Source organism: Piscinibacter sp. (genome assembly GCF_047600445.1).
Lineage (GTDB): Bacteria > Pseudomonadota > Gammaproteobacteria > Burkholderiales > Burkholderiaceae_C > Piscinibacter.
Genome location: NZ_JASGKT010000002.1, coordinates 1,599,116 through 1,623,739, shown reverse-complemented (window position 1 = coordinate 1,623,739; position 24,624 = coordinate 1,599,116). Strand labels below are relative to the sequence as shown.

Annotated in this window: 18 protein-coding genes and 1 tRNA gene; 7 read left to right on the top strand and 12 right to left on the bottom strand. The window is 71.8% G+C overall.

From position 1 onward, the window contains the following. Positions 1-13: 13 nt before the first annotated feature. Genes QM792_RS11795 through lptF form a run of 3 tightly spaced genes read right to left on the bottom strand, consistent with a single transcriptional unit; the run spans position 14 to position 2,591 of the window. Positions 14-382, bottom strand: coding sequence for a sirohydrochlorin chelatase (locus QM792_RS11795; RefSeq protein WP_415150189.1), 369 nt, complete (start codon positions 380-382; stop codon positions 14-16). Then, on the bottom strand, positions 379-1,485 hold the full coding sequence (lptG, locus tag QM792_RS11790) for an LPS export ABC transporter permease LptG (protein WP_415150187.1): 1,107 nt from the start codon (positions 1,483-1,485) through the stop codon (positions 379-381). Before lptG ends, QM792_RS11795 begins: the two co-directional genes overlap by 4 nt. After that, entirely contained in the window at positions 1,482-2,591 is a 1,110-nt protein-coding gene (gene lptF / locus QM792_RS11785) for an LPS export ABC transporter permease LptF (protein WP_415150185.1), read from the bottom strand. The genes lptG and lptF overlap by 4 nt, the downstream gene beginning before the upstream one ends. 28 nt (positions 2,592-2,619) lie before the next feature. Here lptF and QM792_RS11780 point away from each other — a divergent pair, with 28 nt between their 5' ends. From QM792_RS11780 to QM792_RS11765, 4 genes are all read left to right on the top strand, one after another. Beyond that, a complete protein-coding gene (locus tag QM792_RS11780; RefSeq protein ID WP_415150183.1) occupies positions 2,620-4,080 on the top strand; it encodes a leucyl aminopeptidase in 1,461 nt (486 codons plus the stop codon). A gap of 23 nt (positions 4,081-4,103) precedes the next feature. Next, positions 4,104-4,535: a DNA polymerase III subunit chi gene (locus tag QM792_RS11775; RefSeq protein WP_415150181.1), complete on the top strand. Its 432-nt coding sequence runs from the start codon at positions 4,104-4,106 to the stop codon at positions 4,533-4,535. Then, positions 4,532-4,903: a hypothetical protein gene (locus QM792_RS11770; RefSeq protein WP_415150179.1), complete on the top strand. Its 372-nt coding sequence runs from the start codon at positions 4,532-4,534 to the stop codon at positions 4,901-4,903. The genes QM792_RS11775 and QM792_RS11770 overlap by 4 nt, the downstream gene beginning before the upstream one ends. A gap of 156 nt (positions 4,904-5,059) precedes the next feature. Then, on the top strand, positions 5,060-6,199 hold the full coding sequence (locus QM792_RS11765) for a branched-chain amino acid ABC transporter substrate-binding protein (protein ID WP_415150177.1): 1,140 nt from the start codon (positions 5,060-5,062) through the stop codon (positions 6,197-6,199). 63 nt (positions 6,200-6,262) lie between these two features. Here QM792_RS11765 and malQ read toward each other — a convergent pair whose 3' ends face one another. The 4 genes from malQ to QM792_RS11745 are packed head-to-tail and all read right to left on the bottom strand — an operon-like array spanning position 6,263 to position 14,506. Further along, positions 6,263-7,771, bottom strand: a complete 1,509-nt coding sequence (malQ, locus tag QM792_RS11760; RefSeq protein WP_415150176.1) for a 4-alpha-glucanotransferase — start codon at positions 7,769-7,771, stop codon at positions 6,263-6,265. Positions 7,772-7,779: 8 nt separating this feature from the next. After that, complete coding sequence (gene glgX / locus QM792_RS11755) at positions 7,780-9,855, bottom strand: glycogen debranching protein GlgX (RefSeq protein ID WP_415150174.1); 2,076 nt, start codon at positions 9,853-9,855, stop codon at positions 7,780-7,782. Further along, a complete protein-coding gene (gene glgB, locus QM792_RS11750; RefSeq protein WP_415150172.1) occupies positions 9,852-12,041 on the bottom strand; it encodes a 1,4-alpha-glucan branching protein GlgB in 2,190 nt (729 codons plus the stop codon). Before glgB ends, glgX begins: the two co-directional genes overlap by 4 nt. Before the next feature lie 41 nt (positions 12,042-12,082). Next, positions 12,083-14,506 (bottom strand): glycogen/starch/alpha-glucan phosphorylase, encoded by a 2,424-nt coding sequence (locus tag QM792_RS11745; protein ID WP_415150170.1) that lies wholly within the window; start codon positions 14,504-14,506, stop codon positions 12,083-12,085. A 214-nt stretch (positions 14,507-14,720) separates the two neighbouring features. On the opposite strand from QM792_RS11745, the gene glgC reads away from it, so the two are divergent. Further along, entirely contained in the window at positions 14,721-15,992 is a 1,272-nt protein-coding gene (gene glgC / locus QM792_RS11740) for a glucose-1-phosphate adenylyltransferase (RefSeq protein WP_415150168.1), read from the top strand. A 3-nt stretch (positions 15,993-15,995) separates the two neighbouring features. Continuing rightward, positions 15,996-17,456, top strand: a complete 1,461-nt coding sequence (gene glgA, locus QM792_RS11735; protein WP_415150166.1) for a glycogen synthase GlgA — start codon at positions 15,996-15,998, stop codon at positions 17,454-17,456. Between the two features lie 24 nt (positions 17,457-17,480). Here glgA and QM792_RS11730 read toward each other — a convergent pair whose 3' ends face one another. Both QM792_RS11730 and QM792_RS11725 read right to left on the bottom strand, forming a co-directional pair. Beyond that, positions 17,481-18,107 (bottom strand): hypothetical protein, encoded by a 627-nt coding sequence (locus QM792_RS11730; protein WP_415150164.1) that lies wholly within the window; start codon positions 18,105-18,107, stop codon positions 17,481-17,483. Between the two features lie 104 nt (positions 18,108-18,211). Beyond that, a tRNA-Ser gene (locus QM792_RS11725) sits at positions 18,212-18,302 on the bottom strand. Between the two features lie 82 nt (positions 18,303-18,384). Between QM792_RS11725 and QM792_RS11720 the strand changes: the two genes are divergently transcribed. Continuing rightward, positions 18,385-20,301 (top strand): diguanylate cyclase, encoded by a 1,917-nt coding sequence (locus tag QM792_RS11720; RefSeq protein ID WP_415150163.1) that lies wholly within the window; start codon positions 18,385-18,387, stop codon positions 20,299-20,301. Positions 20,302-20,307: 6 nt separating this feature from the next. On the opposite strand, the gene QM792_RS11715 is transcribed toward QM792_RS11720, so the two are convergent. The 3 genes from QM792_RS11715 to QM792_RS11705 all read right to left on the bottom strand — a co-directional run bounded on the left by QM792_RS11715 (position 20,308) and on the right by QM792_RS11705 (position 24,609). Beyond that, a complete protein-coding gene (locus QM792_RS11715) occupies positions 20,308-23,055 on the bottom strand; it encodes an ImpA family metalloprotease (RefSeq protein ID WP_415151620.1) in 2,748 nt (915 codons plus the stop codon). Between the two features lie 172 nt (positions 23,056-23,227). Next, positions 23,228-24,145 (bottom strand): SPFH domain-containing protein, encoded by a 918-nt coding sequence (locus tag QM792_RS11710; RefSeq protein ID WP_415150161.1) that lies wholly within the window; start codon positions 24,143-24,145, stop codon positions 23,228-23,230. A gap of 26 nt (positions 24,146-24,171) precedes the next feature. Continuing rightward, positions 24,172-24,609 (bottom strand): NfeD family protein, encoded by a 438-nt coding sequence (locus tag QM792_RS11705; protein WP_415151619.1) that lies wholly within the window; start codon positions 24,607-24,609, stop codon positions 24,172-24,174. Positions 24,610-24,624 lie beyond the last annotated feature (15 nt).

The following is a 24,624-nucleotide window of genomic DNA, read 5'->3' as shown; positions in this document are numbered from 1 at the left end:
TGCTTTCCGCCTCTCAGGTGTCGCCGGCGCCGCGCAATGCACAGGCGGCCATCGCCTCGATCACCGCCTCGTCCTCGCCGACCGCGCCGCGCAGCACGAAGCAAACGCCGGGGTGGCGGCGGCGCAGTTCGTCGACCAGCGCCGGCAGCTCGCGGCGCACATGGCCGCCGGCGCCCAGGAACAGCGGCAGCACCTCGACGTGGTCGCAACCGGCTCCGGCCAGCGTCGCGCCGGCGTCGAGCAGCCTCGGGCTCATGAATTCGAGGTAGCCGAGCGCGGCCTCGACGCCGGCGGCGCGCACGCGCCGCGCAACCGCCTCGAAGGGCCGCGCCCAGCCGGGGTCGCGCGCACCGTGGGCGAACAGCAGCACGCCGCGCTTCATCGGTAGCGCACCAGCCAGCTGAAGGCCGCCAGCGACACCATCAGGAACAGCGCGCTGGGCGTGGCGGCGGTGATCCACGGCGTCCAGTCGTGCAGCAGGCCGAGGTGGCCGGCCATGTTGTTGAGCAGCACGAAGCCGATGCCCAGCATGATGCCGGCGAACACCTTGAAGCTGACACTGCCGGCGCGCGCGTGCATGTAGGCGAAGGGCAGCGCCAGCGCCATCATCACCAGGCAGGCGAAGGGATACAGCGCGCGCTTCCAGAACTGGATCTCGTAGCGCTGCGCCGCCTGCTCGTTGTCGGCCAGGTGGCCGATGTAGCGGAACAGCTCGATCGTCGACATGGTCGACAGCGGCAGCACCGCGGCGGCCACCACGCCGGCCGACAGCGCGCTCGGCCAGGCCAGCGTGGCGAGCTGCTCGTCGGAGGCCGCGCTGCGCGCGGCGTCGGCGTCGGCGGACCAGTGCGTCACGCGCACCTCGGCGAGCTGCCAGGCGCGGTCGGCGATGGTGGCGCTGGCCGCGCCGATGCGCCGCACCAGCCGGCCGTCGGCGTCGAACTCGAAGATGCGGATGTCGTGCAGCACGCCGTCATGCCCGGCGAAGCCGACGTTGACCGAGAAGCTGTGCTCGCCGTCCGGCGCGGCGCGCCTGTCCTTCAGCCAGGCGCCGGCGGCGCCGACACGCACCTTGCCCTTGGCGCGCGCCACCAGCTCGGTGGCCTGGCGTTCGCTGTAGGGCGCCACCCAGTCGCCGGTGACGTAGGTCAGCACCGCGAACATCAGCCCGAGCTGCGCCAGCAGCGACAGCGCGCGCGCCGGCCCGAGCCCGCCGGTGCGCAGGATGGTGTATTCGGACGACTGCGCCAGCCGCGCCAGCGCGTAGATCGTGCCGATCAGCACCGCGATGGGCATCAGCTCGTACAGGTGCCCGGGCGCCTGCAGCAGCGAGTAGGCCACCGCGTGCAGCACGGTGTAGCCCTTGGCGACGTCGGCCAGCTCCTCGACGAAGTCGATGAAGAAGAACAGCGACAGGAAGGCGATCGCGACGAAACCCACCGACGAGACGATGTCGCGGTAGAAGAGGCGGCGGACGGTCTTCATGCCGCCGCCGCGGGCGCGGCGGCGCGCCGCCGCGTGAGGCCGAGCCCCCGGTTGCCCTGCTCGCGCCACCACAGCAGCGCCAGCGCCAGCGCGAAGGCGCCGCCGTGGAACAGCGCCAGCGCCGTGCCGACGCCCATCCGGCCGCCGGCCACCCAGGCCTGCGAGAGATTGATCGCGTTGTAGTAGACGACGAAGGTCAGCAGCGCGAACAGCAGGTTCCAGTTGCTGGCGCGGCGCGGGTTGGCGGCCGACAGCGGGATCGCCAGCAGCAGCAGGTTGCCGGCGCCGAGCAGCAGCCCCATGCGCCAGGTGAACTCGCCGAGGTTGCGCGGCGTGGGCTTGCGCAGCAGCTCGATGCTGCGCGTGGCGCGCGGCGGTGCCCCGGTGACACGCGCCAGCGCGCGGTCGCCCACCAGGATGCGGTAGCTCTCGAAGCGCGACAGCGTCTTCTCGCCGCTGGCGCGGTTCTCCTCGTTGCGCTGGCCGCGGTCGAGGACGAGGAAGCGGTCGTCGCCCTCGACCTCGATGCGGCCGGTCTTCGCCGAGGTCACCGACTCGGCCTGCGGCGTGGTCGACAGGATGAAGACGTTGCGGCCGGTGCGGCCGTCCTCCGAGTCGCGGTCGATGAAGAACACGCGCTTGCCGTCGCTGGAGCTCTGGAACTGGCCGGGCGCGACGCGCGAGATGTCGGAGCGGCGCTCGAAGCGCTCCTTCAGGTCGTTGGCGCGCTGGTTGACCCAGGGCCAGACGAACAGCGCCAGCGCGGCGATCACCAGCAGCACCGGCCAGCTCGTGCGCAGCACCGGGCGCACGAAGCGCGCCAGGCCGACGCCGCTGGCGAACCAGATCGTCATCTCGCTGTCGCGGTACATGCGCCCGAGCGTGGCCACCACCGAGACGAACAGCGACAGCGCCAGCATGGTCGGCAGGTGGCCCAGCGCGGTGTAGCCCAGCAGCAGCACCACGTCCTGCGGCGACACGCGGCCGACCGCGGCCTGGCCGAGCGTGCGGATCAGGAACATCGTCAGCACGATGGTCAGGATGACCACCAGGGTGGCCCCGAAGCTGCGCGCCAGGTCGGCCCGCAGGGTGGAATCGAATAACATCGTGCGCATCTTGGAACAGTCGACGATTATGGACTTTCGTCATCAAGGCGTTTCCCCCGACGCGCTGGCCACGGTGGCCTGCGACGCGCTGCTGCTGGTGGTCGCCGGCGACCAGGCCGACGCGGTGCGCGATGCGGCCGTCAAGCGCGCGCTCGACGACGCGCTCGCGCACGGCGAGTTCGAACTGAAGCGCGGCAAGACCGTCTACCTGCACCGCCCGAGCGGCCTGAAGGCGCCGCGCCTGGTGCTGGCCGCCTGCGGCACGGCGACGCCGCAGGCGGTGAAGGCGGCCTTCGCCGCCGGCCTCGCGGCGCTCAAGGGCGGCGGCAGCCGGCACGTCGCGGTGGCGCTCGCCGGCGCCGGCGAGGCCAGCGCCGCGCAGGCCGAGGCGCTGGTCGCGGCGGTGAACGACGCCACCTACGTCTACCGCCACACCAAGCCGAGCGCGCCGGCCGCCGGCGCTCTGTCTCGGGTCACGCTGCTGGCGGGCAAGGGCGCGGCCAAGGCGGTGGCGCAGGGCCTGGCGCGCGGCCAGGCGGTCGCCGCCGGCGTGACGCTGGCGCGCGAACTCGGCAACCGCCCGGGCAACCACTGCACGCCCAGCGACCTGGGCGATCAGGCGAAGAAGCTCGGCAAGGCCTTCGGCCTGAAGGTCGAGGTGCTGGACCGCAAGGCGATCGAGAAACTCGGCATGGGCGCCTTCCTCGCCGTCGCCCAGGGCTCGGCGCAGCCGCCGCGCTTCATCGTCGCGCAGTACCAGGGCGCGCCGAAGTCGCAGCCGCCGGTGGTGCTGGTGGGCAAGGGCATCACCTTCGACACCGGCGGCATCTCGATCAAGCCGGCCGCCGAGATGGACGAGATGAAGTTCGACATGGGCGGCGCCGCCAGCGTGCTGGGCACGCTGCGCGCCGTGGCCGAGCTGAAGCCGCGCCTGAACCTCGTCGTGCTGGTGCCGACCACCGAGAACATGCCGGGCGGACGCGCCGTCAAGCCGGGCGACGTGGTCACCAGCCTGTCGGGGCAGACCATCGAGATCCTCAACACCGACGCCGAGGGCCGGCTGGTGCTGTGCGACGCGCTGACCTACGCCGAGCGCTTCAAGCCGGCCTGCGTGGTCGACGTGGCCACGCTCACCGGCGCCTGCGTGATCGCGCTGGGCCACCACCACACGGGCCTGTTCAGCGCCGACGACCGCCTCGCCACCGCGCTGCTGGCCGCCGGCGCCGAGGCGCTGGACCCGTGCTGGCGCATGCCGCTCGACGAGGAGTACGACGAGGCCCTGAAGAGCAACTTCGCCGACATGGGCAACGTCGGCGGGCGCGCCGGCGGCGCGATCACCGCGGCGATGTTCCTGCGCCGCTTCACCGGCCGCTACCGCTGGGCGCACCTGGACATCGCCGGCACCGCCTGGAAGTCGGGCGCCGCCAAGGGCGCCACCGGGCGGCCGGTGGCGCTGCTGACGCATTTCGTGCTCTCGCAGGCGGGTTGAATCCGCGCGCGGGCCGGACCACGATGACGCGCGTCAGCTTCCACTTCAACGTGCCGCAGCGGCTGGTCTACGCCTGCCGGCTGCTGCGCAAGGCGACGCGCCAGAACGCGCGCATCGCCGTCACCGGCGAGGCGCGCCAGCTCGCCGAGCTGGACCGCGCGCTGTGGAGCTTCGAGCCCACCGAGTTCATCCCGCACGTTCTGCTGCGCGACGGCCAGGCGCTGCCCGAGCGGCTGCGCGACACGCCGGTGTGCCTGATGCCGACGCCCGTCGGTGCGCCGCACCACGACGTGCTGCTCAATCTGGGTGCGCAGCCGCCGGCCGGCTTCGAGAGTTTCGAGCGGCTGATCGAGATCGTCTCCACCGACGAGGCCGACCGCGCCGCCGCGCGCGCGCGCTGGAAGCACTACGCGGCGCGCGGCTACGCCATCGACAAGCACGAGGTCGAGGCATGACCCTGCGCCCCCCGCCGCCGGCGCGCGTGCCCACGCTGACCGAGGTGGTGAGCCTGCCGGACGCCGCCACGCCGGTGCCGGCCAGCGCCTTCGCGCCCACCCAGCCCACGCCGCTGCACGCCCCCGCGCCGCCCGCCGCGGTGCCGCAGGCGCTCGACGAGGACGAACTGGTGCAGCGCGTGCTGGCCGACCTGCAGCGCCAGATCGAGCTGATGCTGGAGGTCAAGCTGCGCGAGGCGCTGGCCCCGGCGCTGACGCGCGCCACCGATGCGCTGATGCGCGAGGCGCGCACCGAGCTGGCATCGACCTTGCGTGATGTCGTGGCGCGCGCCGTCGCTTCGGAAATCGCCCGTCATCGCACACGCTGAGCCGTGCGTTGAGGGCAGGCCCCGGGGGCGAATCGAAGGTTTCCCCTGAGGCGAAGCGCTACAGACGGCGTTTCTTTTGGAGTATCGTCTCGGCCGTTGAGAAATACCCTCTCTCTTCCGAACGCTCTCAACATTCCCCAACCCGGAGGTCTCTACATGCAAGTCAAATTCAATGCCGTGGTGTCTGCGGCCGCCCTGCTCATCGCAGGCGCCGCGTCGGCTCAGGAAGTGGTCGTCAAGATCGGTCACGTCGGCCCCACCAGCGGTGGCATCGCCCACCTCGGCAAGGACAACGAGATGGGCGCGCGCATGGCCATCGACGAACTGAACGCCAAGGGCGTGACGATCGGCGGCAAGAAGGCCAAGTTCGAGCTGCTGGCCGAAGACGACGCCGGCGACCCGAAGCAGGGCACCGCCGTGGCGCAGAAGCTGGTCGACTCCAAGGTCAACGGCGTGATCGGCCACCTGAACTCCGGTACCACCATCCCGGCCTCCAAGATCTACAGCGACGCCGGCATCCCGCAGATCTCGCCGTCGGCGACCAACCCGAAGTACACCCGCAACGGCTACAAGACCGCCTTCCGCGTCGTGGCCGACGACACCCACCTGGGTGGCACGCTGGGCCGTTACGCCGTCAACACGCTGAAGGGCAAGTCGATCGCCGTGATCGACGACCGCACCGCCTACGGCCAGGGCGTGGCCGAGGAATTCTCCAAGGCCGTCAAGGCCTCGGGCGGCGCCATCGCCGAACAGCAGTTCACCAACGACAAGGCGACCGACTTCACCGCCATCCTGACCGCCATCAAGGCCAAGAACCCCGACGTGGTCTTCTACGGCGGCATGGACGCCGTGGCCGGCCCGATGATCCGCCAGATGAAGCAGCTCGGCATCAACGCCAAGTTCCTCGGCGGCGACGGCATCTGCTCGGGCGAACTGCCCAAGCTGGCCGCCGGTGCGATGGCCGACAGCCAGGTGATCTGCGCCGAGGCCGGCGGTGTCGACGATGCCGGCAAGCCGGCGCTCGACAAGTTCAAGGCCGACTTCAAGAAGAAGTTCAACGCCGACGTGCAGATCTACGCGCCCTACGTCTACGACGCCACGATGACGATGGCCGACGCGATGGTCAAGGCCGGCTCGGCCGACCCGGCCAAGTACCTGCCGGTGCTGGCCAAGATCGAGCACAAGGGCGTGACCGGCAACATCGCCTTCGACGAGAAGGGCGACATCAAGAACGGCGCGCTGACCCTGTACACCTACAAGGGCGGCAAGCGCGAGCAGATGGCCGTGGTGCGCTGAGCACGGCGGTTTCGTGACCGCATGAACGGGGCGCTTCGGCGCCCCGTTTTTCATGGCACCGGCCTACGACTGCAGCGGCGTGCCGTCGCGGCGGTACAGCCGCGCCAGTTGCGCCAGCCGCTGCGCGTGCTCGGGCCGCACCTGGCTCCAGGCGAAGCGCCACGCCCAGTGGCCCGCGCCCTGGCCGGGCAGGTTCATGCGGTGCTCGGCGCCCAGGCCCAGCACGTCCTGCATCGGGTGCACCGCGGTGTCGGCCACGCTGGCGCAGGCGGCGCGGATCAGCGCCCAGTGGATCTCGCGGCAGTCGCTGCCGAGGTAGTCGCGCACGTGCCGGCGCCGGCCCTCGTCGAGCGCCTGCCACCAGCCCAGCGCGGTGTCGTTGTCGTGCGTGCCGGGGTAGACCACGCTGTCGGGCTCGTGGTTGTGCGGCAGGTAGGCGTTGCCGCTGCCGCCCTCGAAGGCGAACTGCAGGATGCGCATGCCGGGGAAGCCGAACTTCCTGCGCAGGGCCACCACGTCGGGCGTGATCACGCCGAGGTCTTCGGCGATCACCGGCAGCGGCCCCAGCGCGCGCGCCACCGCCTCGAACAGCGCCTCGCCGGGCCCCGGCATCCAGCGGCCTTCGACCGCCGTGGGCGCATCGGCCGGGATCTCCCAGTAGCCGGCGAAGCCGCGGAAGTGGTCTATGCGCACGATGTCGGCCAGCTCGAAGCTGCGCCGGATGCGCCGCACCCACCACGCATAACCCTCGCGCGCATGGGCCGGCCAGCGGTACAGCGGGTTGCCCCAGCGCTGGCCGGTGGCGCTGAAGGCATCCGGCGGCACGCCGGCCACCACGCCGGGCCGGCCTTTCGCGTCCAGCTCGAACAGCTCCGGCCGCGCCCACACCTCGGCGCTCTGGTAGGCGATGAAGATCGGCGCGTCGCCGACGATGCGCACGCCTCGGCCGTTGGCGTAGGCCTTCAGCGCCAGCCACTGGCGGAAGAAGCACCACTGGCAGAAGGTCCAGAAGGCGACGCGCTCGGCATGGACGTGGCGCGCGCTGGCCAGCGCCACCGGGTTGCGCGCGGCCAGCGGTGCTTCCCAGTCGCACCAGTCGCGCGACAGGCGCTGCTCGGCCAGGGTCATGAACAGCGCGTGGTCGGGCAGCCAGTCGGCATGGCGTTCGCAGAAGGCATGCAGTTCGGCGCGCTCCTGGGCATTCGCCTGCGCGGCGAAGCGCTGCGCGGCCCGCGCCAGGCGGTCCATGCGGAACGGCACCACCGCCGCGAAGTTCAACCGCTGCTCGGCGATGCCGGCCGGCGGCACGAGCTCGTCGGCCGTCAGCCAGCCGCGCCGGTGCAGTTCCTCCAGGTCGATCAGCAGCACGTTGCCGGCGAAGGCCGAACTGCTCATGTAGGGCGAGTTGCCCGGGCCTATGCCGCCCAGCGGCAGAATTTGCCACAGCGTCTGGCCGGCCGCGACCAGCCAGTCGACGAAGTGGTAGGCCGCAGCGCCGAAGTCGCCCGAGCCGTGCGGGCCGGGCAGCGAGGTGGGATGCAGCAGCACGCCGCTGGCGCGTGGCAGGCGCATGGGATGTCCTACGGAACGATGGCGTGGCCGTCGCCGGCCAGCAGCGCGACGCTGCGCGCCGGCAGCGGATAGGGCGCTTCGCCCGCACCCTGCCAGTGCGCTTCGCCGCGCGGATGGGCGCTGTCGAGCACGGCCTGCCAGGCGCCGCGCGGCAGCATGAATGGGATGTCGGCGGCCTCGCCGTTGACGAGCAGCAGCAGCGGCGCGCCACCGCCCCCGGGGCGGCCGATCAGGCAGCCGAACGCGCGGCCCTCGGACTGGCGCCAGTCGTCGCCGTGCAGTTCGCCGCCGTCGGCGCGCAGCCAGGTCACGTCGCGCACGCCGCGTTCGTCGGGCTGGCCGTCGTACCAGCGGTTGGCGAAGGGCAGCGCCTGGCGGCGCAGCGCCAGCAGCCGGCGCGTGAAAGCGAGCAGTTCGGCATCGGCCTGCGCCCAGTCCAGCCACGAGAGGGCGTTGTCCTGGCAGTAGGCATTGTTGTTGCCGCCCTGGCTGCGGCCGATCTCGTCGCCGGCACAGAGCAGGGGCGTGCCCTGCGACAGCAGCAGTGAGGCCAGCAGCGCACGGCCGACGCGGCCGCGCAGCGCGCGCACCGCCGGGTCGGCGCTGGGCCCCTCGACGCCGAAGTTGGCCGAGTGGTTGTTCGCATGGCCGTCGCGGTTGTGCTCGCCGTTCGCCTCGTTGTGGCGCTGATCGTGGCTGAGCAGGTCGGCGAGCGTGAAGCCGTCGTGCGCGACGACGAAGTTCACCGATTCGGCCGGCGCGCGGCCGCGCGGCTGGAAGATGTCCGACGAGGCCGCGAGCCGCTGCACGAACTCGCCGCGCGTGCCCCGGCCTTGCGCCCAGAAGGCGCGCATCGTGTCGCGGAAGCGGTCGTTCCATTCCAGCCAGCCGGCCGGGAAGGCGCCAAGCTGGTAGCCGCCCGGGCCGACGTCCCAGGGCTCGGCGACCATCTTCAGGCGTGACAGCAGCGGGTCCTGCGCCAGCGCGGTGAAGAAGGGCGCGTGGCGGTCGAAGCCGTGGTCGCCGCGGCCCAGCACCGGCGCGAGGTCGAAGCGGAAGCCGTCGACGCCCATCTCGCCGGCCCAGCAGCGCAGGCTGTCGAGCACCATCTGCAGCACACGCGGCTGGCGCAGGTCGAGCGTGTTGCCGCAGCCGGTGTGGTTCTCGTAGGCCGCCATGCACTCGGGCGGCAGGCGGTAGTAGCTGGCGTTGTCCAGGCCGCGAAAGCTCAGCGTCGGCCCGTGTTCGTCGGACTCGGCGCTGTGGTTGTAGACCATGTCGAGCAGCACCTCGAAGCCGTGCGCGTGCAGCCGGCGCACCATCGCGCGGAACTCCTCGCGCGGCGTCAGCCCGCCGGCGCCGCTGGCCAGGCCCGCGTCGGGGCAGAAGAAGCCGATGCTGTTGTAGCCCCAGTAGTTCGCGAGGCCCAGGCCGACGAGGCGGCGCTCGTCGATGTGCTGGTGCACCGGCAGCAGGCACAGCGTGGTGACGCCCAGCTCGCGCAGGTGCGCGATCGCCGCGTCGGACGCCAGCCCGGCGTAGCTGCCGCGCAGTTCCGGCGCCACGCCGGGGTGGCGCCGCGTGAAGCCCTTGACGTGCAGCTCGTACATCACCGTGCGCTCGGGCGGAACGTGCGGGCGCTCGTCGTCGCTCGGCACGTCGCGCAGCGGTTCGACCACGCGCGCCTTGAGCGCGTGCGCGGCGTTGTCGCGCGGGTCCGGGCCGTGGTTCGCGGCGGCGCCGAAGTGCTCGTCGCGCCACTCGAAGCGGCCGACGATCTCGCGCGCACAGGGGTCGAGCAGCAGCTTGTGCGGGTTGAAGCGGTGGCCGCGCCCGGGCTGCCACGGCCCGTGCGCGCGCAGCCCGTACACCAGGCCAGGCCCCGCCCCGGGCAGGTAGCCGTGCCAGACCTCTTGGCTGCGCGCCGGCAGCGTGAAGCGGTGCGTCTCGTGGCTGCCGGCGGCGTCGAAGACGCAGAACTCGATGCGCTGCGCATGCGCCGAGAACACCGCGATGTTGACGCCGCGGCCGTCCCAGTGCGCGCCTAGCGGCCAGGGGCGGCCGGGCTGAAGTTCGGCGCTCACGTCCGCTCGTGTTCGAAAAACACCGTGGCCAGCGGCGGCAGGTCGAGCAGCAGCGACTGCGCGCGGCCGTGGCAGGGCACCGGCTCGCTGGCCGCCGCGCCCCAGCGGCAGCCGACGTTGCTGCCGCCGTAGTGCTGCGAATCGGTGTTGATGCGCTCGCGCCAGGTGCCCGGCAGCGGCACGCCGAGGCGGTGGCCGTGCCGCACCGTCGGCGTGAAGTTGCACACCACCAGCACCTGCGAGCGGCCGTCGGCGCTGCGGCGCACGAAGCTCAGCACCGAATGTTGCGCATCCTCGTGGTCTATCCACTCGAAGCCGCTGGCGTCGAAGTCGCGTTCGTACAGCGCCGGCGTGGCGCGGTAGAAGCGGTTCAGGTCGTGCACCAGGCGCTGCACGCCGGCGTGCGAGCGGTCGGCGAGCAGGTGCCAGTCGAGGCTGCGGTCGTGGTTCCACTCGCGCTCCTGCGCGAACTCGCCGCCCATGAACAGCAGCTTCTTGCCCGGGTGGCCCCACATGAAGCCGTAGTAGGCACGCAGGTTGGCGAACTTCTGCCAGCGGTCGCCCGGCATCTTGCCGAGCAGCGAACCCTTGCCGTGCACCACCTCGTCGTGCGAGAGCGGCAGCACGAAGTTCTCGTTGAAGGCGTAGACCAGCCCGAAGCTCAGCTCGCCGTGGTGATACCGGCGGTGCACCGGGTCGCGCGCCATGTACTTCAGCGTGTCGTGCATCCAGCCCATGTTCCACTTGTAGTGGAAGCCCAGCCCGCCGACGTAGGTCGGGCGCGAGACGGCCGGGAAGGCGGTCGACTCCTCGGCCAGCGTCACCGCCTCGTGCCGTTCGCTGCCGATCACTTCGTTCAGGCGCTGGAGGAAGGCGATGGCCTCCAGGTTCTCGCGCCCGCCGTGCACGTTGGGCAGCCACTGGCCGTGCTCGCGGCTGTAGTCGCGGTAGAGCATCGAGGCGACCGCGTCGACGCGCAGGCCGTCCACGCCGTAGCGCTCCAGCCAGTACAGCGCGTTGCCGACCAGGAAGTTGCGCACCTCGGTGCGGCCGAGGTTGTAGATCAGCGTGTTCCAGTCGGGGTGGAAGCCTTCGCGCGGGTCGGCGTATTCGTACAGGTGCGTTCCGTCGAAGCGCGCCAGGCCGTGTTCGTCGCTGGGGAAGTGCGCCGGCACCCAGTCGATGATCAGGCCCAGGCCCTCGGCGCGGCAGCGTTCGGCGAAGCGGCGAAAGCCGCCCGCGTCGCCGAAGCGCGCGGTGGGCGAGTACAGCCCGATCGGCTGGTAGCCCCAGGAGCCGTCGAACGGATGCTCGGACACCGGCAGCAGTTCGAGGTGGGTGAAACCCATCTCGCGCGCATAGGGCAGCAGCGTCGCGGCGAGTTCGTCCCAGTTCAGCCAGCGGTCGCCTTCCTCGGGCTTGCGCCGCCACGAGCCGAGGTGCACCTCGTAGATGCTCAGCGGCGCGTCGAGCGCATTGGCCCGGCGCCGCGCCTCCGAGGGCGCGACCTTGTCCGGCATGGTCGCGACCACGCTGGCGGTGGCCGGGCGCAGCTCGGACTGGCGCGCGTAGGGGTCGGCCTTGAGCGGCAGCACAGTGCCGTCGGGCGCGACGATCTCGAACTTGTAGCGCGCGCCGGCGGCCACGCCGGGCAGGAAGATCTCCCACACGCCGCACTCGCGGCGCAGCCGCATCGGGTGGCGGCGGCCGTCCCAGGTATTGAAGTCGCCCACCACGCTGACGCGCCGCGCGTTCGGCGCCCACACCGCGAAGGCGGTGCCGGCCACGCCGTCGATCTCGCGCGGCGCCGCGCCCATCACCTCGCCGGGGCGCAGGTGCGTGCCTTCGCCGAGCAGCCAGGCGTCCATCTCGCCGAGCAGCGGGCCGAAGCGGTAGGGGTCGTCGAGCAGCGCGCCGCTGCCGTCGCCCCAGCGCACCTGGAAGCGGTAGCCGGCCGCCGGCAGCGCGGCGGGCAGCGTGGCCTGGAACACGCCGTCGACGTGCGCCAGCAGCAGCGGCGCGAGCGTGGCGCCGCTGTGCGCATCGACCGCCAGCACGTGCGTCGCGCCGGGCAGGAAGGCGCGCAACTGCACGCGCCCCTCGGCGTCGGCATGCGGGCCCAGCACGGCGAACGGATCGCCGTGGCGGGCGTGGCGGATCAGCTCGATCTCGGTGTCGGTCAGCATCGCCGCGATGGTAGCCGTCGACAGTCGGCGCCCGGACTGAATCAAGGCGCCGGCGTCATGCCCCAGATCTGCCGCGCGTACTCGCGGATCGTGCGGTCCGACGAGAAGGCGCCCATGCCGGCCACGTTGGCGATGGCGCGCGCGGCCCACTCGTCGCGCTGGCGGTACAGCGCGTCGACACGCGCCTGCGTCTCGACGTAGGCGGCGAAGTCGGCCAGCAGCAGGTAGTGGTCGCCGCCCCACAGCAGCGAATCGACCAGCCCGCGGTAGCGCCCCGGCTCCTCGGGCGAGAAGGCGCCGCCGGCGATCGCGTCGAGCACGTTCCTGAGCTGCGGGTTGCCCTCGTACCAGCGCATCGGCTGGTAGCCGCCGGCGCGCAGCGCCTGCACCTCGGGCGTCTTCAGGCCGAAGATGAAGATGTTGTCGTCGCCCACGTGCTGGCGGATCTCGATGTTGGCGCCGTCGTCGGTGCCTATGGTCAGCGCGCCGTTGAGCGCCAGCTTCATGTTGCCGGTGCCCGAGGCCTCGGTGCCGGCGGTGGAGATCTGCTCCGACAGGTCGGCGCCGGGCATGATGACCTCGGCCACCGAGACGCCGTAGTTCGGCACGAACACCACCTTGAGCCGCCCGCCGACGCGCGGGTCGCGCTCGACCACGGCGCCCACGTCGTGGATCAGCCGGATGATGTTCTTGGCCATCGCGTACGACGAGGCCGCCTTGCCGGCGAAGATCACCGTGCGCGGCACCCAGTCGGCGCCCGGGTCGGCGGCGATGGCCTGGTAGCGCGCCACCACGTGCAGCACGTTCAGGAGCTGGCGCTTGTACTCGTGGATGCGCTTGACCTGCACGTCGAACAGGCTGGACGGGTCGACCGCGATGCCGGTGGCGCGCGCGATGTGCCCGGCCAGGCGGGCCTTGTTGGCGCGCTTGACGGCCATGAACTCGTCGCGGAACGCGGCGTCGCCGCGCCGCTCGCGCAGCGCCTGCAACTGGTCGAGGTCGAGCCGCCACGCCGGCCCGATGCCGCGGTCGAGCAGTGCGGCCAGGCCGGGGTTGGCCTGCGCCAGCCAGCGCCGCGGCGTCACGCCGTTGGTCATGTTGGTGAAGCGCTCGGGCCACAGCGCCGCGAAGTCGGCGAAGATGGTCTCGACCAGCAGCTCGGAGTGCAGCGCCGAGACACCGTTGACCTTGTGGCTGCCGACGATGGACAGATGGGCCATGCGCACGCGGCGCTCGCCGTTCTCGTCGATCAGCGACAGCCGCGACAGGAAGCCCAGGTCGCCCGGCCGCTGCGCCGCGGCGAAGTCGAGGAACACCTGGTTGATGCGGAAGATGATCTCCAGGTGGCGCGGCAGCACGTGCTGCATCAGCCCCACCGGCCAGGTCTCCAGCGCCTCGGGCATCAGCGTGTGGTTGGTGTACGAGAACACGCGCTGCGTGATGTCCCAGGCCTGCTCCCAGGGCAGCTCGTGCTCGTCGCACAGCACGCGCATCAGCTCGGCCACCGCGATCGCCGGGTGCGTGTCGTTCAGGTGCATCGCCACGCGGTCGGCGAGGTTGGCCAGCGTGCCGTGCTCGTCGAGGTGGCGCGCCAGGATGTCCTGCACCGAGGCGGCGACGAAGAAGTACTCCTGGCGCAGCCGCAGCTCGCGGCCGGCCGGCGTGCTGTCGTTCGGGTACAGCACCCAGGAGATGTTCTCGTACTCGTTCTTGACGCCGGCGGCGCGCGCGTAGTCGCCGGTGTTGAAGGCGTGCAGGTCGATGTGCGCCGGCGCCACCGCCTTCCACAGCCGCAGCGTGCTGACCTTCTGCGTGCCGTGGCCGGGCACCACCATGTCGTAGGCCTTGGCGGCCACCTCGCCGGCGTGGCGCCACACCGCCTTGTCGCCCTGGTGCTCGACCCAGCCGCCGAAGCGCACCGGGTAGGCGATGCCGGCGCGCGGGAACTCCCAGGGCGTGCCGTCGGCCAGCCACGGGTCGGGATACTCGACCTGGCAGCCCTGGCTGATCTCCTGCGCGAACATGCCGTACTCGTAGCGGATGCCGTAGCCGAACGAGGGCAGGCCGAGCGTGGCCATCGAGTCGAGGAAACACGCCGCCAGCCGGCCCAGGCCGCCGTTGCCCAGCGCGGCGTCGGGCTCGCGCCCGGCCACGTCTTCCAGCGTCAGCGCGTGCTGCCGCACCGCCTGCGCGGCGGCATCGCCGAGGTCGAGCGCGGCCAGCGCGTTGCCCAGCGTGCGGCCGATCAGGAACTCCATCGACAGGTAGTAGACGCGCCGCGCCCCGGCCTCGCGCTCGCGCGCCTGCGTGGCGACCCAGCGCCGCGAGAGCTGCTCGCGCGCCACCTGCGCCACCGCCTGCATCAGCTCGGTGGGCGTGGCCTGCGCCGGCGCGACGCCGACGGTCTGCAGCAGATGGCTGTCGAGGGCGCTGTCGAAGCGGGAAGAAGGGGCGTTCGTGTCCACGAGAGTCCTCAGGCCTTGCGGCGGGGTGCGCAGTGTCCATGCCCATCGGAAGGGCGTCAACCGAGGCGCAAACGCAAGTTTCGAGCCTGTCGCGCCGGCGCGGCGGTCCGGCGGCCCCGAGCGTGATGGTTGTCATGCCCGCGCCCGCCGAAATCGCCGATCATCGGGCCGCCCCATGCCGTGGGCCTTCGACGAGACCCGAGGAGACGATTCGATGAAGCCGAACGAACTGGCGCTCAGCCTCGATCTGCCCAAGCGCGCGGTGGCGCTGGTGCTGGCCGGCGGGCGCGGCAGCCGGCTGAAGAACCTGACCGACAGGCGCGCCAAGCCGGCGGTGTACTTCGGCGGCAAGTTCCGCATCATCGACTTCGCGCTGTCGAACTGCCTGAACTCCGGCATCCGCCGCATCGGCGTGATCACGCAGTACAAGAGCCACAGCCTGATGCGCCACCTGCAGCGCGGCTGGGCGTTCCTGAAGAGCGAGATGAACGAGTTCGTCGACCTGATGCCGGCGCAGCAGCGCGTCGACGAGGAGAGCTGGTACCGCGGCACCGCCGACGCGGTCTACCAGAACCAGGACATCCTCGCCAGCTACGGCGCCGACTACATCATCGTGCTGGCCGGCGACCACATCTACAAGATGAACTACGCGCTGATGCTGGCCGACCATGTCGCCAAGGGGCGCGACTGCACGGTGGCCTGCATCGAGGTGCCGCGCGCCGAGGCCCGGGCCTTCGGCGTGATGGCGGTGGACGACAAGGGCCTGATCACCGACTTCGTCGAGAAGCCGGCCGACCCGCCCGGCATGCCCGGCAAGCCGGAGCGCTCGCTGGCCAGCATGGGCGTGTACATCTTCAACGCGCGCTACCTCTACAAGGAGCTGGAGCGCGACATCGCCGACGCGAACTCCAGCCACGACTTCGGCAAGGACATCATCCCGGCGGCGGTGCGCAACGGCCGCGCCGCGGCGCACCCGTTCGAGCTGAGCGCGGTCGGCACGCGCATCGACGAGGAACCGTACTGGCGCGACGTCGGCACCATCGACGCCTACTGGGACGCCAACATCGACCTCACCGCCACCGACCCGCTGCTGAACCTGTACGACACGCGCTGGCCGATCTGGACCTACCAGCCGCAACTGCCGCCGGCCAAGTTCGTGCACAACCAGGACGACCGGCGCGGCATGGCGATCGAGTCGCTGGTCTCGGGCGGCTGCCTGGTCTCGGGCCACGTGTTCCGCTCGGTGCTGTTCTCCAGCGTGCGCGTGCACTCCCATGCCAGCGTCAACTGGGCGGTGCTGCTGCCCGGCGTGCAGGTGGGGCGCGGCGCGCGGCTGAACCGCGTGGTGGTCGACCGCGGCTGCCGCATCCCCGACGGCATGGTGATCGGCGAGGACGCCGACGCCGACGCCGCGCGCTTCGTGCGCAGCGACGCCGGCATCACGCTGGTGACGCGCGAGATGCTGGGCCAGCTCGAGGAGGTCTGAGCGATGCGCGTGCTCCAGGTTGCCGCGGAGGTCTTCCCGCTGGTCAAGACCGGCGGGCTGGCCGACGTGATGGGCGCGCTGCCGCAGGCGCTGCGGCGCCAGGGCGCCGACGTGCGCCTGCTGCTGCCCGGCTACCCGGCCATCGCCGACGTGCTGCAACAGCCGAAGACCATCGTCGAGCTGGGTCCGCTGTTCGGCGCCGGCCGCGTCGCGCTGCGCCTGGGCACGCTGCCCGGCAGCGGCGTGCCGGCCTACGTGGTCGACGCGCCCTGGCTCTACCGGCGCGCCGGCGGCCCCTACCAGGCCGAGGACGGCGGCGAGTGGCCCGACAACCTGCAACGCTTCGCGCTGCTGGGCTGGATGGCGGCGCACGTGGCCGGCGGCGACCTGGACCGCGACTGGCCGGCCACGCTGCTGCACGCGCACGACTGGCACGCCGCGATGGCCTGCGCCTACCTCGCCGCGCACCCGGGCAACACGGTGCCCACGGTGTTCACGGTGCACAACCTGGCCTACCAGGGCCTGTTCCCGGCCGGCGCATTCGCGCAGCTCGGCCTGCCGCCGCACTTCATGCAGTCGCACGGGGTCGAGTACCACGGCCAGTTGTCGTTCATGAAGGCGGGGCTGAAGTACGCGCGCCGCATCACCACCGTGAGCCCGACCTACGCGCGCGAGATCGGCACGCACGAGTTCGGCTGCGGGCTGGACGGCGTGATCCGCGGCCGCGGCGGTGACGTCAGCGGCATCCTCAACGGCGTCGACGGCGCGGTGTGGGACCCGGCCCGCGACAGCGGCATCGCGGCGCGCTACTCGGCCGGCGACCCGCGCGACAAGCCGCGCAACAAGGCCGCGCTGCGCGCCGAGATGGGGCTGGCGGCCGACGCGACGGGGCCGCTGTTCGGCGTGGTCAGCCGGCTGACGGCGCAAAAAGGCCTCGACCTCGTGCTCGCCGCGCTGCCCGCGCTGCTGGAACTGGGCGCGCAACTGGTGGTGCAGGGCAGCGGCGACCCCATGCTGGAAGCCGCGTTCTCGCAGGCCGCCCACGCGCACCCCGGCCGCGTGGCGCTGCGCATAGGCTACGACGAGGCGCTGGCGCACCGCGTGATCGCCGGCGCCGACGCCATCCTCGTGCCCTCGCGCTTCGAGCCCTGCGGGCTGACGCAGCTCTACGGCCTGCGCTACGGCACGCTGCCGGTGGTGCGGCGCGTCGGCGGCCTGGCCGACACCGTGGTCGATGCCGACGAGGCCGCGCTGCGCGAGGGCCGCGCCACCGGCTTCACCTTCGACGAGGCGAGCCCGGCGGCGCTCGAAGCGGCGCTGGCGCGCGCGGTGCGCGCCCATGCCCAGCCCGCGCTGTGGCGCAAGCTGATGACCACCGCGATGGCGCAGGACTTCTCGTGGGACGGCGCGGCCGGCGGCTACCTCGCGCTGTACCGCCGCCTGAGCGGCGACGCGGCCGGATAGATCGCAGGGAGGGCGAGGGGGCGGCTACGGCGCCGAGGCCGCGCGCTGGCGCGCGCGTTCGCGCAGGTACTGCGCCTCGAAGGCGCGCCGGGCGCGGATGTAGTGGTTGGCGCAGGCCAGCGAGCCCGAGTCGGCGCAGCCGGGCGGCTTGCGGTAGCTGGCGGCGAAAGCCTTCTCCATGCGCTCGGCCTCGCCCTGGCTGGCGCGCTGCGCCTCCTCGGCCAGGCGCTGCTCCTCGCGCGCGCGCTCGATGCGCTGGCGCTCCTCGTCGGCCGCCTTGCGCTGGCGCTCGGCGGCGGCGCTCTGCTCGGCTTCGAGCTGCCGCTCGCGTTCGCGCGCGATGCGCTCGATCTCCTCCTGCGTGGCGCGTGCGTTCGCCTCGGCGGTGACGCGCGCGTTCCACTTCACGTAGGCGGCGGCGATGGCGGTGGCGATCAGCACGCCGAGGATCACCGCGATGGCGAACTGCAGCGGCAGCGGCACGCTGAACGCCTCCCAGCCGCTGCGGCGCTTGGGCACGTGGGGCATGCGCTTGAACGGCGTCGCGGCTTCGACCGGAACCGGCTGCGCGGGCTCGGTGCGCGGGCCGGCGTCGGCCGGGCGAGGCTCGGCGGGCGCTGCAGGTTCGGCGTCTGAGGGCTTGTCGCTCATCGCCGCGAGTCTATGCCGGGTGGGGTGGCCGCGGAAAGCCGCCGCGGCTGCAATCGCAACAACTCGCTGCGGCGAGCGCAGCAGGGGAGTCAGCGGCGGTGGCGTGGCGGAGAGAGCGGGATTCGAACCCGCGGTGGGCTGTTAACCCACACACGCTTTCCAGGCGTGCGACTTAAACCACTCATCCATCTCTCCGAAGCCACGATTTTAGCCGATCGCCTTCGCGCGAAGCCCGTTCGGAGGCCGGTCGGCGGCATGCCGGCTACGATCCCCGTCGATGACGACGCCAGGAGCAATCCCTCTTCGCCACGGCCCCGCAGCGCCGTGGCTGGCCGGGCTGTTGCTGGCCGGGCTGCTGGCCCTGTCGCCGATGGCCTGGGCGGCCTCGGACGTCGGCGCGGCGACGCAGCCCTTCGATGCGCTGTACGCCGAGATCACCGGCCCCGCCTCGCTGGACCTGCGCCACGACGTCACCGCCGCCAAGGTGGAGCGGCTGCGCGCGCTGCTGCCCGCGGGCGATGCGCTGCGCGACGCACGCTTCCGCTCGGTGGATTGCGGCAGCAAGCGCTGGAGCGACAACGAACGCGCGCTGGCCTATTCCCGGGAGGCCTTGACCCTCGCGCAGGCGGTGAACGACGTGCCGGCGCAAGGCCGCGGCCTGATCTGCATCACCGCCTACGTGTTGCCGCTGCAAGGCCCGAAGCAGGCGCTGGTGGAGATCGACAAGGCCGTGGCGCTGCTGGAGAGCGCGCAGCAGCCGCAACTGCTGGGCGAGGCGCTGATGGTGCGCGGCAGCCTGCTGTCGCGCGTGGGCGAACAGGCCAAGGCGCTGCTGGACTACCAGCGCGCGCGCACGGCCTTCCGCGACGCCGGCATCGACCACGAAGTCGACGCCTTGCTGCTGCGCCTGGCCACCACCTACCGCCGCATCGGCGACTGGTCGCACGCCGAGCAGTATTTCAACGAGTCGATGGCGCGCACACAGGCGCGGCAGGACTGGCAGGGCGTGGCGGGCATCCTGATCCAGCTCGGCCACCTGCATGCCGAGGCGGAGTCGCCGGACAAGGCGCAGGCGGCGTTCGAGCGTGCGGTCGAGGTGGCGGGCGAACACGGCCACGGCGACCGGGCCGCCTATGCTCGCCTCGGCCTCGCCTCGGCCCAGGTGGCGCAGGGCCGGCACGGTACGGCGCTGGCCACGCTGGAACAGGCGCGCGCCGGTTTTGCCGCGGCCGGCATCACCCAGAACGAAGGCATGCTGCGGCTGCTCACCGGCCAGGCGCTGGCCGGACAGGGCCGGCACCAGCAGGCGCTGACGATCTACCGCCAGGCGCTGCCGCTGATGCAGCGCGAGGGCAACGAGCGCTACCTGGCCTGGACCTACCAGTCGATGGCCGCCAGCGAGGAAGCGCTGGGGCGCAGCGCCGCGGCGCTGGACGACTTCAAGCGCTACAGCGAGCTGCAGGCCGGCCTGCAGCGCAGGATGCAGTTGGAGCAGAACCGGCTGCTGGCTTCCGAGCACGAGTTGCGCACGCGCGAGCTGGAGAACCGGCAGTTGCGCGTCGAGGCCGAGGCCCAGCGCCGGCACGTCGCCGCGCTGGAGCGTGCGCGCGCCTGGCAGACGGCGGCGCTGGTGCTGGGTGCGCTGCTGATCGTCGTGCTGGCGGCGCTGGCGCTGCGGCAGCAGCGCCGTTCGCGCCACTTGCGCACGCTGGCGATGACCGACCAGCTCACCGGCGTGGCCAACCGGCGCGTCATCGAACGCATCGTCGACACCGCGCTGGCCCGGGCGGCGCGCACCGGCGCGCCGCTCGCGCTGCTGGTGCTCGACCTGGACCACTTCAAGACCATCAACGACCGCTACGGCCATGCCACGGGCGACGCGGTGCTGCGCGCCGCCACCGCCGCATGGAAGGCGCATCTGCGCGGGGACGACGCGCTGGGCCGCTTCGGTGGCGAGGAGTTCATGATGGTCTGCACGGGCGCGTCGAACGCGCTGGCGCGCACCATCGCCGAACGCCTGCTGAACGCCACGCGCGCCGTGCGCCTGCCCGACGTCGCGCCCGAGCTGCGCATCAGCACCAGCATCGGCATCGCCGAAGCGCAGCCGGGCGACACCCGCGACAGCCTGTTCGCCCGCGCCGATGCGGCGCTGTACCGCGCCAAGGCGCTGGGGCGCGACAGGGTCGAGTCCTGAAGGGGCTCAGAACGGCCAGGCCGGCTTCGCCACCGTCATGTCCACCTTGCGCACCGTGCCGTGGTCGTTGGTGCCGGTGTTGGCGTAGAAGAACGCCGGCTGCGCGTCGTAGCGATAGCTGTCGACCTGGTTGGAAGCGGCGGCCGAGTACTTGACGCCCCACAGGTCGAAGGTCGCGCGCTGGTCGCGCTGCGTGATGGTGGACAGCGCCAGCAGCAGGTTGTCGTTGCCGTCGGTCTTCGGCCGGCTGGTGTACTGGCCGTAGCCGAGCGCCGCCTTCTTGGCGTCCCATTCGGCGCCCGAGGCGGCGCCGGCGGCGAGCTGGCGGGCATGCAGGTAGAGCAGGGTGACGATGTTCCAGCCCTGGGTGACGTTGCCGGTGCGCTCGGCCCAGTGGTGCACCCACTGCATGTAGAACGCCAGGCGCTCGCCGTTCTGCGCCGCGTAGCGGTCGTCGGCCCACAGGGCCTGGTAGGCGGCCTGGACCGGCGTGGCGTTCGCCTTGGCGGCGACGATCCGGTCGAAGGCGCTGCGGTAGCTCACGCGGGCGTTCTCCTCGTTCACGCCCAGTTCGCGGAACAGGCGCCACTTCTTGTGCAGCGGGAACAGGTTGTTCGAGACCTCGCCGCTGCGTCCGCCATAGACATCCAGCTCGCCGAGCTGCAGGTTGTGGCCCAGTTCGTGGCTCTCGCCCCAGCCGCGCGGGGTGACGCCCCAGGTCTGGTCATAGGGGTTGCCGGAGCAGCCGATGCCGCACTGCGCGTAGACGTCGGCGTTCACGTGCTGGGTGCCGGGGCCGCGATGCAGCGTGGCATCGGTGCAGTTCCAGCCGCGTGCGGCGCAGAACGATCGCACCGCGTCGGGCAGGCTGCGGCCACCGCGGGCGAAGCCGGCCAGGTCGTAGTCGCTCTCGAAGAACAGGTTCACCATCTCGTCGAGATACCGGTCCACGTTGCCCTGATAAGGCGTGTCGTTGATCACCTCGCGCAGCATGTCCACGCGGGTGTGCGCTTCCAGGCCGGCGAGCTTGATCTCGGCCCATTCGAACGGCGTGTCGGCGAGCGCGGTGACGAAGGCGGCCCGATCGCCGTTGGCGGTCAGGTCGAGGAAGGGCTGGCGCGCCGCGCCGCGCAGCCGCAGCGTCACCACCTGGCCGGGCGTGGCGCCGCTGAATTGCAGTTGCAGCAGCCCGCCGTAGGGCGTGACCACCGGCACCGGCGCATTGCCGGCCAGGCGGATGGCGGGGCTGGCCAGGTAACGCGGCCGGGTGTAGTCGCGGCTGCTGCCCCACTTGGTGGAGCCGCTGCGCTGTGTGTTGATGCGCAGCGCCACGCTGGCCTGGCCGGCGTCGAGCAGCGTCACCTGCAGCGGCTGCCCCGGCGCGGCGAAGCGGCCGATGGCGGTGAAGCCGTCGGCGCCGGTGAGGGTGACCTTCACCGTCTCGTCGGCGCTGGACACCGGCAGCGTGGCCGCCTTGCCGCCGAGGTAGGAGCCGAGATCGGTTTGGCGCCCGCCGGCATGGCGCACATAGCTGACCCAGGCATCGGCGATCACCGCGCGCTGGAAATCGGCCGGTTTGGCGGCCTTGTCGAGCGGGTAGGCGATCTGCTTGCGCACCGTGTCGGCCCACAGCGAGAGCAGCCGCAACAGCGTGGTGTTCGGCGTGGTGAACAGGTTGCGGCCGGCGCTGTTGAAGGCATCGAGCTGGCCGCGCACGTCTTCGGCCGGCGCCAGCACGTCGGCGTCAAAGGCGGTCACCTCGTCGCAGTCGGTGTCGCTGCAAGGGCTCCAGTCGTAGTTGGTGCGCAGCGTGTTCCCGGCCAGCCGCTCCAGCAGCGGCAGGATGGCGCCGAACTGCGCGGTCGCCTTCTCGTTGGCGCTGCTGCTGCGCCCGGCCGCCACCTTGTCCTCGTCCCAGAAGTTGCCGCCGTAGCCGCCCAGCTCCAGGTCCATGGCCGCCAGCACCTGGCGGCCGGAGGGGCTGTCGCCCCAGCCGTTGTCGTGCACGTACAGCACCGGCTTGCCGGCTTGCAGCAGGTCACGGATGCGGGCGGTCAGCGTGTCGCTCGCGGCGACGTCGCCGCCGACGATCACCAGCGCCATGCCGGCCGCGCAGGCGCTGTCGGCCAGCGCGTCGCAGGCCGCATCCTTGGCGCTGACGCCGGCCTTGGCGAGGCCGTCCAGGGTGTCCTTCGCGGACAGGCCGACGATGCTCAGGTTCAGCGGCGCCGGCAGCGCGCTGTCGGCATGGCCGCTCGCCAGCCAGGCCAGCAGGCGGCGGAACGCGGGGGCGTGGTTCAGGTTGGCGTTGCCGCGAAACTGCGCGAGCACGTTCTCGCCGTAGCCGGCGGCGCGGCCGCCGTGCGCCGTGCTGATCGCGGCCAGCCGCTGCCCGCCGTCACCGACGATCAGCGGCTGGGCGGACTCCGGGTTGCCGGGCACGATGAACTGGCTGCTGGCGCCGGGCAGGTATTCGCTGCTGACGCCGGCATACAGCGCGCCGATGCGGGCGGCCTGCTGCTGCGCCAGTGTGCGCGCATGGTCGAGGGCCCGGGCCATGAGGGCTTGCGCATCGGTCAGCGCGGATGGATCGCCGCTGGCGAGCGCGGCATCGATGCCGTTGGCCGGCCCTGGTGAGGGTTGCGTCGGGGCGGGCGCGGGTGCCGGCGTCGTGCCGGTGCCGTTGTCCGGCGTGCCGCTTCCGCTTCCGTTTCCACCACCGCCGCCGCCGCAAGCGGTCAGCAGGCCCAGCAACAGCAGTGTCGATGCAGCGATCCTGCGCAATTCCCGCCTCCCCGTCGTGATCTCGTTGTTGCTCCGACCCGCCGGGTCGAAGTGGGGAAAATCGTATCAACGCTGGCGGGAAATGCCGTTTGTTCCTGGTGATGGTTGTCACAAAGTGGTGCTGAACGGCCGAGCGCCGGCCTCAGCCCGCCCCCGGCCCCTTGCCCTTGAGCAAGGCCATCGCGGTGCCGATCAGCGCCGACACCTCGCCCATGTGGCCGGGCACGATCATCGTGTTGTTCTTCTGCGCCAACTGGCCGTAGGCGTCCACCGCCTTCTCGGCCACCTTGAGCTGCACCGCCTGCTCGCCGCCAGGCGACTGGATCGCCGAGGCGATCTTGCGGATCGCGTCGGCCGTGGCGTCGGCCACCGCGGTGATCGCGGCGGCCTCGCCCTGCGCCTTGTTGATCTCGGCCTGGCGTTCGCCCTCGGAGCGCGCGATCGACGCCTCGCGCTCGCCGCTGGCGATGTTGATCTGCTCCTGCTTGCGGCCCTCGGAGGCGGCGATCAGCGCGCGCTTCTCGCGCTCGGCGGTGATCTGCGCCTGCATCGCGCGCAGGATCTCGGCCGGCGGCGTCAGGTCCTTGATCTCGTAGCGCAGCACCTTGACGCCCCAGTTGGCCGCCGCGTCGTCCAGCGCGCTGATCACCGAGGCGTTGATCGCGTCGCGCTCCTCGAAGGTCTTGTCCAGCTCCATCTTGCCGATCACCGAGCGCAGCAGCGTCTGCGCCAGTTGCGTGATCGCGACCACGTAGTTGCTCGAGCCGTAGCTGGCGCGCATCGGGTCGGTGATCTGGAAGTAGATGATGCCGTCCACCTGCAACTGCGTGTTGTCCTTGGTGATGCAGACCTGGCTCGGCACGTCCAGCGGCACCTCCTTGAGCGAATGCTTGTAGGCCACGCGCTCGATGAAGGGCACGACGAACTTCAGCCCCGGCGTCAGCGTGCGGTCGTACTTGCCGAGCCGCTCGACCACCCAGGCGTGCTGCTGCGGCACGATCTTGAAGGTGCGGACGATGAAGATGCCGGCGATGACCGCGATGATCAGGGCGATTTCCATGGATGGCTCTCGTTCGATGGATGGGATCAGTGGGAGGAGGAATCCGGCGCGAGCACCAGCCAGTTGCCTTCGACCGCGGCGACGCGGTGCTCGCCGGCCGTTCGCGCGGCGCCCGGCGCGAGACGCGCGGTCCACTGCGTGCCGCGGTAGCTGACGCGCGCGGTGCCGTCGCTGCCCCAGGCTTCGACGAGCACGCGCTCGCCGATGTCGAGGTTGACGTCGCGGTTGCTCGCCGCCGGCGCCGAGCGCGGATGGCGCGCGCGCTTGAAGTGCCACAGCGCGGTGGCGGCGGCGGCCACCAGCGCGGCCACGACCACCTGGGCGGACGGCGCGAGGCCGAGGTGCGCGGCCAGCGCGCCGGCGGCCAGGCCGAGCGCGATCATCAGCAGGTAGAAGGTTCCGGTGGCCAGCTCCGCGGCCACCGCGACACCGGCGGCCACCCACCACAGCGTGGCGGCAGACAGGTCCATGCATTGCTC